Here is a 10,491-nt window from a genome sequence, read left to right on the forward strand (position 1 = left end):
CGTGGCACCCGGGTGACGAGGGGCCCGGGTGTGTTATCTGGCGTCCTGGCCATGCCGTCCGACACGCCCACCAACCTCTACGACCTGACGCGGCCCGCGCTCGGCGCGCTGCTGTCCGACTGGGGCTACCGGCCCCACCACCGCGACGTGCTCTGGTCCGGCCTGTACCGACAGCAGGCCCGAGCGCTGGACGAGGTGGAGGGGCTGCGCGCGGACCTGCGCGAGGCCCTGCGCGAGCGCGCGCGGCTGGGGCAGCTCACCACGCACCACGAGGCGTTCAGCTCCGACGGCCACACGCACAAGCTGCTCATGAAGCTGGAGGACGGGCAGACCATCGAGACCGTCCTCATGCGCTTCAAGGGCCGCGCGACGGTGTGCATCAGCACCCAGGCCGGGTGCGCCATGGGCTGTGTCTTCTGCGCCACGGGACAGATGGGCCTGTCGCGTCACCTGACGCCCGGCGAAATCGTGGGGCAGATCCTCCACGTGCAGCGCATCCTCCGCGAGTCGGGCGAGACGCTGCGCAACGTCGTGCTCATGGGCATGGGCGAGCCCTTGCACAACTACGACAACACCCTGGCCGCGGTGGATGTCCTGGTGGACCCGCTGGGCCTGGCCATGGCGCCGCGCTTCATCACGCTGAGCACGGTGGGCGTGGTGCCCGGCATCCGTCGACTCGCGGACGAGGACCGACCGGTGCAGCTGGCGGTGAGCCTGCACGGCGCGACGGACGCGGAGCGCGCGGCGCTGGTGCCCGCGGGGCGACGCTGGCCTCTGGCGGAGCTGATGGACGCGTGCCGCTACTACATCGCCCGACGCAAGCGCCGCATCTTCTTCGAGTGGACGCTCATCGAGGGACGCAACGACACGGTGGAGCACGCCCACACGCTGGGCGCGCTGTTGGGTGACATGGACGCGCACGTCAACGTCATCCCCCTCAACCCCACGGTGGGCTACGACGGCGGGCCGAGCCGCCCCGAGTCGGTGCGCACCTTCCAGGACGTGCTGATGTCGCACGGTGTCCCCAGCACCGTGCGTCAACGCCGGGGCATCGACATCGACGCGGGCTGTGGTCAGCTCAAGTCCGCCGTGGAGCGACGCTCGCGCCGTTCACTTCCCACCAGCCCGTGACGCGCTCGCGCGCGCATGTCAGCCGCGCCCGTTAACGTCGCGCCGCCGGAGGCCTTGTGCCGAGCTCCGGACCCACACCCTCATCTTGTGTCGCTGGAGGACACCCGCGAGGTTTCCGCGGGGGGGCTCTTGCACGCTCCATGGCCGTGGGCACATTCTTTCCATCGGCTTCCCCGGGGAGGTGGGCGATGCTTTCCATCCAGGAGCATTCGACGACGGAAGAAGCGAGCAGCGACCTGCTCGACTTCATCCTCCAGCCGTCCAACTGGCTCTCGGCCGCGCGCCGGGAGACGGACCCTGCCGTATGGCCGGGTCAGAACACGCTGTACCAGCGCCGGGTGGGCCCGCTGCGCATCAGCGCGTGCGTGGAGGTCTCCGCGGGGCTGGAGGTGCTGCTGCACATCGCCTTCCGCGCGCCGGGGCTGACGCCCGTGAAGGCGGCGGACCAGCTGGAGAGCTTCCTCAAGGAGCGGCTGCCGCTCACGCCCAACTCCGAGTGGCAGGTGGAGGTGGACGAGCGCCGGTGGATCCACTTCTCCCGGCGCTACGCGGCCTCGCACCTCACGGCGTGAGGCTGTCCAGTCGGTGATGGCGCAGGGGCTGCGCCACGTTCTTCACCGGCGTCTCGGTGAGCGCGCCGAAGCGCAGGCCCTGGATGAAGGGCTCGGTGGAGTCCACCAGCACGTCCCGGGCGCTCGCCATGACGAGCGTCTCGCGGAAGCCCGCCAGTGACTGCAGGCGCGCCGCCTGGTTCATGCCGCTGGAGAAGGCGGTGTACTGACGGTTGGGGCCGAAGAGGCCGCAGTTGACGTGGGCCAGGTTGACGCCCACGGCCACGCCCAGTCCGGGGAGCTTCACGCGCTCGCACAGCGCGGCCACTTCCTCACGTGCGCCGAGCCTGGCGGTGAGCGCCTGGATGTCGCACGCGGCCCGCACGGCGGCCTCGGCGCGCTCCTTGCGGCTGGACTTGAAGAAGGGCGGGCCGAACAGGCCGATGACGCAGTCACCGACCATCTTGTCGAACACGCCGCCGTGCTCCCAGATGCAGTCCACGGCGCGCGCGCTCCACTCGTCCACGAAGCGTCCGATGTTGCGCGGACTGTCGAAGCCGTGCTCGCAGATGCGCGTGAAGCCGTTGATGTCCGCGAAGAGGATTCCCACCTCCTGGTCCTGCGCTCGCAGGTGCTGCGCGTAGTTGGGGTCCTGCAGGAGCGCGTCGATGATGCTGGTGGGGAAGAACTGCGACAGGTGGATGCGCTCGCGGTTGTAGTCGAGCAGGCGCTGGCTGAGCGTGGAGGCCAGCACGCGCAAGAGGTCCATCGTGTACGCGGAGAAGCCCTCGTCGCAGGCGACAGCGATCTTCCCCAACGGCTCGCTGGTGGCGGAGCCGGAGATGAGCACCGCCTCGGTGGTGCGGCCGGGGAGCAGCTGGCGCAGGGCGGAGACCTCCTCGGACAGCAGGCGGTGGCCGTGCTGGCGCAGGGCGCGCTCCACGTCCTGGCTGGGCTGCTCGCCGCTCTCGAACTCCAGGTGGCCGTTGCGGTACAGGCGGTAGTGGAGCACCTGGGGGCGCACGGCGTCGCGGTAGAGCAGGAGGAAGGAGGGCACGCGCACGCGCTGGGCCAGCGTGAGCACCGCCTGGTCCATGCCCACCTCGAACACGGGGTTGGCCAGGTGCGCGTTGCACTGGAGGATGAGCTGGTGCTTCTCCGACGCGGTGTGGACCAGGCACAGCACGGTGTCGAGCTGCTCGGCGATGGTGTCGAGCAGGCGCAGAGCACGGGCGGAGGCCTCCGGTGACGTGTGGTCTCCGGAGAAGAGCAGGCCGAAGAAGCCCACGGGGTCTCCGGCGACGTCGAGCGGCTGGGTGACGAGCGTCGCGTCCCCGATGCGCTGGGAGCCGGGGGCGCCGTCGAGCAGCGGGCCGGGGAAGTCTCCGCCCCAGTCGCCTTCCTGCCAGGTGCGGGTGCGCAGGTCCTCGTCGCGCGTGGTCAGCGCCACGGCGCGGGCGCCGGTGAGGGCGAGGATGGGCGGGAAGCAGCGGCGGAAGGTCTGGGTGAGGTTCTCACGCGCGCGGAGGCTCTCCTCGAGGAGGTCATCCACCGCGCGGTGGAGCGCGCGCAGCGTCTTGTATTCCTCGAGGCTCAGGTCCGTGGCCGGCGGATGCGTCATGAGGCGGGTTCTACCGCCGAGGACGCGGCGTTGTCACAGGGGCGGCGTCTGGACCTGGCCGCCCACGACCTGACCGTGGGCCACCTCGATGAGCCAGTAGCCCTCGTGGCCGGCCTCGGTGGAGGAGCCGGCGCCGAAGATGTGGGGGCGCTCGTTGGTGGCGGGGTGGTGGTAGCGCTGGTGGATGTGACCGTGGAGGACGGCGTGGCGGGGGCCTGGGAGCAGCTGCAGCAAGGCCTGGGCGTCGCGCAGGCCGTGGTGCCAGCGGTCGGCGCGTCCCTTGCGCGTGAGGGGCGCGTGGTGGACGACGACGAGGATGGCGCGGCCGTCCAGCCGGGGGTCCTTCAGCAGGGCCGCGAGGCCGTCGAGCTGGGCGTCGCCGATGACGCCGAAGGAGAGTCCGGGCGAGGCGGGGACGCGGGCGGACAAGAGGCCCACGACGGCGGCCTCGGAGCCCACGAGGCGCACGAAGGGGAAGGCGCCCTCGCGGCGGTGCTCGGGCAGGTCGCTGTGGAGCAGGTGGCCGAAGTGGCTGGCGAAGCGGCCCTTCTGGTGGCTGCCGGGGGTGTAGACGTCGTGGTTGCCGGGGATGATGGTGCAGCGGCTCGGGTCGTCGGCGAGGGGGCCCAGGGCCTGGCGCGCGCCCCTGAACTCGCTGTCGAGCGCGTACGCGGTGAGGTCGCCGGAGAGGATGAAGTGGTCCGCGGCGTGGCGGTCGACTTCGCGGGCGATGGCGGAGAGGGCGTGGGGGGCGCGGGCGTAGCGCTTCGCGCGGCCGCCGACGGTGAGCTCGGCCAGGGCGACCCAGCGGCGCCAGCCGAGCTTGTGCAGGGGCAGCGCGAAGTAGTCGTCGGTGATGTGGACGTCGGAACAGTGGATGAAGCGCATCGAGACTCCCGCCCGGGAACGGGCGGCCGGGTGCGGACATTCTCTCCAGATGGCGAATGAGGGGAAGCGCCATCGGCGGGCCTCCTGAATCACGCTGTTGCGAGAGCGTCTCGGTGAAGCGCCACCTCCTCCTCGCCCCGTCCCCGAACTCAACAAGTCCTTCGACGAGAGAGCCCAGGAGACATTCCGTGCCTTCTCCCTGGAGTGGACCGCGCTCGAGCAGCGCCATGGACTGAAGCCTCGCCCCTTGTCTCTGCCCATCAGCGCCCAGCACTCGATTCGATGAGGTGCCTCGTCGTGGATGCGGTCCCGCCGCAACCGTTCGCCGAGGAACTTCCCGTCCCACGTCGATTCAGCAGTCGGCGCTCACGAAGCACTGTCGGGCAGGAGGGGCGGGCGCCACGGGACGCCGCTCCGTGCTAGGAACACGGTCGGAGTCACTGCCGACCATGAAGCGATTCGCGCTCCTGCTCTGCCTCGTCCTGGGCGCCTCTCCCCTCGCCGCGCAGCCGCGCGTGCCTCGGAAGAAGGTGGCCGTGCTGCCCTTCCAGGCCATCTCCGGCGATGTCCCCGCGCGCGCTGGCCCACGGCTCTCCGCGCGGCTCGCCTCCGAGGTCCATGGCACCGCGGGGCTCGCGCTCGTCGACACTCCCGCGACCCCGCCCTCCGAGACCACGGTCGACGCGCTCGCCGCCGCGCGTGCCGCCGTGCAGGAGGCCACCGCCGCACGTGCCGCCCGTCGCTTCTCCCGCGCGGATGCAGCGCTCGGCCGCGCGCTCGAGGCCTACGCGGACAACGCCGTTCATCTCACGGATGGCGCGGAGCTCGCGGACACCTACGCCCTGCGCGCCGCCGTGCGCTACGCCGTCGGCCGCGATGACGAGGCCACCCAGGCCCTCACGCACGCGCTCTCCATCGCGCCTGGACGTCCCCTCCCCCTTGCCGCCACGTCCCCGCTCTTCGCGCACACCGTCGAGCGCGTTCGCACCACCCACGCCGCGCAGCCTCGCGCCACGCTCCGCTTCGAGTCCGTTCCCTCCGGCGTCGAAGTCACGCTCGATGGCGTCTCCGTCGGCAGCACGCCGGTGCGCGTGCTGCACGTGCCTCCGGGCGCGCACCTGTGGCGCGCCACGCTCCCCTCGGGAGAGGTCGTCGCGGGCGTGGCCGAGGCCGTGGCCGAGCGCGAGGTGCCCGTGCTCCTCATGCCTCCAGGGGATGGCCCCGCCGCGTCGCTGGCGAGGTCGCTCTCCAACAATCAACTCGATGCGTCCGCGCTCAAGGCCGCGTCGAAGCTCGGTCGCGACCTCGGCGCCGACTTCGTCGTGCTCGGCACGCTGTCCCGCTTGGGCTCGGGCCTCGCCCTCGACGCGTTCGTCCTCACACCCGGGGACACCTCGCCGCGCAGGCTGCCGCGCATCGCCATGGACCTGGAGCTGCTCGACGCGGGTGACCCGCTGCGCGAGATAGCGGCACAGCTCGCCTCGCACGGCGTGGAGGCGGGACTCGCCGAGTCCGTTCCGCTCTCACCGACCCCCGGCGCCTCGCGCAACGCACACGTCTCGCAGACGGTCTACGCCGTGCCTGTCGCGGATTCTGCGAAGCCCGTCGCCCCCGTCCGCAAGCCCGCGGATGCCATCCGCAAGCCGCTCGTCCGTCCATGAGCACCTTCCGCGGACGCTTCGCGCCCAGCCCCACGGGCCGCATGCACCTGGGCAACATCCGCAGCGCGCTGCTCGGCTGGCTCCAGGCTCGCGCCGCCAACGGGCGCTTCCTCTTGCGCATCGAGGACCTCGACCGCGCCCGCTGCAAGCCCCAGTACGTCGACGACCTGATGCAGGACCTGCGCTGGCTCGGCCTGGACTGGGATGAAACTCCCCTCGTCCAAAGTCAGCGCGACGACCTCTACCGCGAGGCCCTCGCCACGCTGGAACAACAAGACCTCGTCTATCCGTGTTTCTGCACCCGCGCGGAGATTGCCCGCGCCGTCAGCGCACCCCACGGCCTCTCCGAGGAAGGCCCCCGCTACCCCGGCACCTGCGCCCACCTCACCTCCGCGCAAATCGCCGAGCGCGCCAGGACCCGCGCCCCCGCCATCCGCTTCCGCGCCCGTCCCGGAGAGGTCCACTTCATCGACGCCCTGATGGGCCCCTACACCCAAGACGTCGACGCCGTGGTCGGTGACTTCGTCGTGCGCCGCAACGACGGCGTCGCCAGCTACCAGCTCGCCGTCGTCGTCGATGACGCGGCCTCCGACATCACCCACGTGCTGCGCGGCGACGACCTGCTCTCCTCCACGCCCCGCCAGCTCCAGCTCTACGACGCCCTGGCGAAACGAGCGCCCGACTTCCTCCACGTCCCACTCGTGCACGGAGAGGACGGCAAGCGCCTCGCCAAGCGCGAGGGTGCCTTCGCCCTCACTGAGCTGCGCGAGCGCGGCGTCGCACCCGAGCGCGTGCTGGGCCTGCTCGCCGCGTGGAGCGGACTCGGAGACGGTACCCCCAGGACACTCGAAGAGCTGCTGCGCGCCTTCTCCATCGAAGCCCTCCCCCGCTCGCCCGTGGTGGCGAAGGAAGCCGTGCTCCTCAAGGCACTCGACCTGCGGTGAGCCCCCGCCGTCTCCCTCTCACCGAGGAGGCGTCCTGGAGCCGTGGAATCGTCCGCGGCCCGACGATGCCCATGTTTGCCGCGGAACCCGAGCAGCCCGCTTCAGGGGTGCTCACCGCGGCAGGAGGCCCGGCCCATGGCAACAACCATCGTGGAAAGAGAGAAACCCGGCGTCATCTCCGCCAGCGCGGGAACGCCCTTCAAGCTCAGCTGGGGCGCCATCCTCGGCGGCACCTTCGTCGCGCTCGGCGTGCTCATCCTCCTGTACTCCCTGGGCCTCGCGCTCGGACTGTCGTCCGTCGACCCGAGCAACCCAGGCAGTGCACGCTCGGCGGGCATCGGCACCGGCATCTGGGGCCTCATCGCTCCGCTCATCGCCCTCTTCGCGGGAGGCTTCGTCGCCGCCCGCACCGCGGGCGTGGTGGACAAGGGCGGCGGCGCGATGCACGGCGCCGTGATGTGGGGGCTGACGACCATCGCGGGCGTTGCCCTCATGGGCATGGTCATCTCCACCATCGTCGGCACCGCGGTGCGCACCGCCACCGGCGTGGTGGGTGCCACGGGCGCCGCCGTCGCGGGCGCGGCCTCCCAGGGTGACCAGGTCGCCAACGCCTTCGGCCTCGACGCCAACGACGCGCTCGGTCCGGTGAACGAGCGGCTGCGCGCCGAGGGCAAGCCGGCCATCACCGCCAACCAGCTCGAGGCCGCGACGAAGGACATCGTCACCACCGCCGTACGCACCGGCGACGTGAACCGCGAGCTGCTCGTCAGCTCCATCGCGGAGAACACGCGCCTGTCCCGGCAGGACTCGGAGGACGTCGCCAACCGCGTGCAGGGCCAGATCGACGCCGCCAGGGCGAAGGTCGGCCAGGTCGGCCAGCAGGTGCAGCAGGGCGCGCTCGTGGCCGCGGACAAGTCCGGTCGCGTCTTCTGGGGCATCTTCGGCGCGCTGCTGCTGGGCCTCATCGCCTCCGTGCTCGGCGCGGGCCTGGGCGTGAGCAAGCGCCAGCGCGTCTACGCCGAGGGCGCCATCTCCACGCCGGGAACGACGACCCGCCGTGAGGTGTATCCGTAAGGAGACGAAGAGCCCTTGCGGCATGCGCGAGGCCCACTCCTCCACGGGGTGGGCCTCGCTTCGTCCCCATCCCGCCACGAGAGCGAGCACCGAGGCGCGCTCGCCCCGTCGGGTCCTGACCGCGGCGAACCGTGCCCGACGGAGCGTCGCGTGACGTACGGCCCCGCGAAGTCGGGCGGCGGGCCCTCGCGCGCACCCGCGTCACACGGAGCACGACTCGCTCGCGCCGCCCCTCGGTGGGTCCGCGCCGCGCCATGGCGCGGGGTTGCGATGTTCATCGCTCCACGTCAGGGCGTCGCTCGCGTCCGCCAGGCACCTCACGATGCACCCTACCCCTCACGACGGAGCGCTGCCCCGTGGGCCTCCTGCGGTAACCTGCTCGCGAGTCGTCATCAGGGGGCGCCCTCACACCTCCAGGCCCCCAGTCACGCTCCATGACGGGGGAAGCTCGTGAACCGAAGTCGGACGTCCCTGCTGTGTCTCGTGCTGCTCGCCACCCTCAGTGGCGGCTGCTTCCTGCGCACCGGCTACATCCTCGAGGCGCTCAACGAGCCCTCGGAGCCGAAGACGCCTCCCCTCCCCCCCTCCTTCCGCGAGCGCGTGGGCCGCCTGACGCGCTCCCACCTGGTCGACGCCTACGCCGACCCCGCCGAGGTGGCGAAGTGGATGTCCGCCCTCGGCAGCACTCCCCGCCCCATCGTCGAGCAGGTGGAGTGCCTGCGCGCCCACGCCGGCGGCAGCAACGCCACCTGCTACGACGCCTTCCTTCGCGCCACCGTCCCCGGCGGCCTCTGGGGCCTGCCCGCCCAGCCCCGGAGCGTCAGCCCGACGGCGCCCACCGCCGCGGAGGTCGACGCGCAGCGCTTCCTCGGCAATGCGATGGGCATCGCCGCGTCGCTCGCCGCGCTGGGTGACTCGCTTTCGGACCCGATGAACCCCAGCCTGCTCAACCAGGGCCTGCGCGAGGGCGCCGAGTCCGCCGCGCAGTACGTGAGCGCCCGCCGCTGGAGCCGCAAGCTGGGCCGTCCCTCCAACGCCATCGTCCTCAGCGGCGGCGGCGCCAACGGCGCCTTCAGCGCCGGCATCATGTGGCGCCTGCTCGGCGTGCTCGAGCAGTGCCGCGGCAAGCCCGAGCCCGAGGGCTGCGGCGACGCGCGCATCGACCTGGCCGCGGGCTCCAGCACCGGCGCGCTCATCAGCACGCTCGTGGACCTGTTCCACACGCCCGGGTACGAGCAGAAGGCCCGCGACGTGCTCCTGGGCAACTACACCTGCTCGGTGGAGTCGGACCTGTACTGCGTCAACTCGACGTGGGTCTGGAAGATTGCCTCGGACCTCAAGGGACTGGTCCGCTTCGACGGCATCGAGAACAAGCTGCGCGCCATGGTCGTCCCCGCGCAGCTCACCAACGGCACGGAGCTGGTCTCCGTCTCCGTGGACTTCGAGACCGGTGACGTCCACGGCGTCAGCGACCAGGACCCCGCGGACTTCTCGCCCACCGCCACCGAGGCGCAGCGCGTGGACGGCCTCATCAACGCCGTGCTCGCCTCCATCGTGGAGCCCGTGCTCGCCGAGCCCGTCCCCTGGATTCCCTCCAGCAAGGGCCGCCACACGGGCACCTTCCTGGATGGCGGCGTGCGCTCGGGCCTGCCCGTGCTCCAGGCCGTGCAGCGCGGCGCCGAGCGCGTGCTGGTCATCTCCACCGGCAACCTCGAGTCCACGCCCGTGCCGCCCCCGGACAACGCCGTCACCACGCTGATGCGCACCATCGACCTGTTCGTCGCCCAGCCGCGCGTGGGCGAGGTGCAGCAGGCGGAGCTCGCCGCCGTGGGCCGCCGCTTCGCCGAGTACAACGTCTGCGCGCTGCGGCTCGCCCAGGTGGAGGACCCCACCGCGGTGGAGCCCTACTGCCGCCGCACCGGCACGGGCTTCGTGCCCACAGAGCCGCGCTCGCTCCAGGCCGCCACCAGCATGTGGCTGGGCCCCGCCCGCTTCGAGCAGGTCGCGTCCAGCTGGCGCTCGTCGTGGATGTTCCGACCCGAGTCGCAGCTCGCCACCGCCAGCGGCTACGCGTTCTCGCCCCAGGTCATGCGCCCGCTCTTCAAGGAGGGCGTGAAGTCCTTCCAGCAGCGCTGCGCCGAGGTGCTGCGCCTGTTCGAGGTGCGCGGCACGCTCGCCCAGAGCGAGTGCGCCCGCCCCGTCGACGACGTCGTCACCGAGGCCGAGTCGCGCTTCGCCCCGATGGGCCAGTGCACCGACGGCAAGCCCGACCAGCGCTCCTGCGATTGAAGTCCCCAGGAGAGCCGGGGCCACCCTCCGCGCCCCGGCTCCATGCACCCTCGGGCGCCGCGCCTGTCGCCACGATGGGCCCTCAGCGCCCAGGCCACCGCCGCGCCTGTCGCCACGAGCCGGCGGGCTCACCGGCCAGCCTCCGCGCCATGCGGGCTCCACGGAACACCGGCGTCGGCATATCCTCGCGCGCCCGCTTCACCCGAGTGCGCCATGTCCCAGAGCTCCACCACCCGCTGGCTCGCCCTGCCCCTGGTCTGCCTGAGCCTCCTCCTGCTCCTGGCCGCCCTGGCCTACTGGCTAGGGCGGCCAGGAGCAGGAGGAGGCTCAGG

8 protein-coding genes are annotated in these 10,491 nt (G+C 71.9%); 6 read left to right on the forward strand and 2 right to left on the reverse strand.

Annotation, left to right across the window (positions count from 1 at the left end):
- The first annotated feature begins 51 nt into the window (after positions 1-51).
- Both rlmN and FL311_RS07505 read left to right on the forward strand, forming a co-directional pair.
- On the forward strand, positions 52-1,131 hold the full coding sequence (rlmN, locus tag FL311_RS07500; RefSeq protein WP_046711389.1) for a 23S rRNA (adenine(2503)-C(2))-methyltransferase RlmN: 1,080 nt from the start codon (positions 52-54) through the stop codon (positions 1,129-1,131).
- Between the two features lie 188 nt (positions 1,132-1,319).
- A complete protein-coding gene (locus FL311_RS07505; protein ID WP_046711388.1) occupies positions 1,320-1,703 on the forward strand; it encodes a hypothetical protein in 384 nt (127 codons plus the stop codon).
- On the opposite strand, the gene FL311_RS07510 is transcribed toward FL311_RS07505, so the two are convergent.
- Together FL311_RS07510 and FL311_RS07515 are read right to left on the reverse strand one after the other, a co-directional pair.
- The gene (locus FL311_RS07510; protein ID WP_141324247.1) at positions 1,693-3,303 is read right to left on the reverse strand and encodes an adenylate/guanylate cyclase domain-containing protein; all 1,611 of its coding nucleotides are present in this window, start codon (positions 3,301-3,303) and stop codon (positions 1,693-1,695) included. The genes FL311_RS07505 and FL311_RS07510 overlap by 11 nt on opposite strands.
- Positions 3,304-3,336: 33 nt before the next feature.
- Positions 3,337-4,191 carry a metallophosphoesterase gene (locus FL311_RS07515; RefSeq protein WP_141324248.1) on the reverse strand — a complete coding sequence of 285 codons (855 nt, stop codon included), beginning with the start codon at positions 4,189-4,191 and terminating at the stop codon, positions 3,337-3,339.
- 449 nt (positions 4,192-4,640) lie between these two features.
- Between FL311_RS07515 and FL311_RS07520 the strand changes: the two genes are divergently transcribed.
- The 4 genes from FL311_RS07520 to FL311_RS07535 all read left to right on the forward strand — a co-directional run bounded on the left by FL311_RS07520 (position 4,641) and on the right by FL311_RS07535 (position 10,159).
- The gene (locus FL311_RS07520; RefSeq protein ID WP_141324249.1) at positions 4,641-5,852 is read left to right on the forward strand and encodes a PEGA domain-containing protein; all 1,212 of its coding nucleotides are present in this window, start codon (positions 4,641-4,643) and stop codon (positions 5,850-5,852) included.
- A complete protein-coding gene (gluQRS, locus tag FL311_RS07525; RefSeq protein WP_141324250.1) occupies positions 5,849-6,796 on the forward strand; it encodes a tRNA glutamyl-Q(34) synthetase GluQRS in 948 nt (315 codons plus the stop codon). The genes FL311_RS07520 and gluQRS overlap by 4 nt, the downstream gene beginning before the upstream one ends.
- A gap of 135 nt (positions 6,797-6,931) precedes the next feature.
- Positions 6,932-7,870, forward strand: a complete 939-nt coding sequence (locus tag FL311_RS07530; protein WP_194869098.1) for a hypothetical protein — start codon at positions 6,932-6,934, stop codon at positions 7,868-7,870.
- A 450-nt stretch (positions 7,871-8,320) separates the two neighbouring features.
- Complete coding sequence (locus FL311_RS07535) at positions 8,321-10,159, forward strand: patatin-like phospholipase family protein (protein WP_141324251.1); 1,839 nt, start codon at positions 8,321-8,323, stop codon at positions 10,157-10,159.
- Positions 10,160-10,491: the final 332 nt, after the last annotated feature.

Origin of the sequence: Myxococcus sp. AB025B (genome assembly GCF_006518215.1) — a bacterium.
GTDB lineage: Bacteria > Myxococcota > Myxococcia > Myxococcales > Myxococcaceae > Myxococcus > Myxococcus fulvus.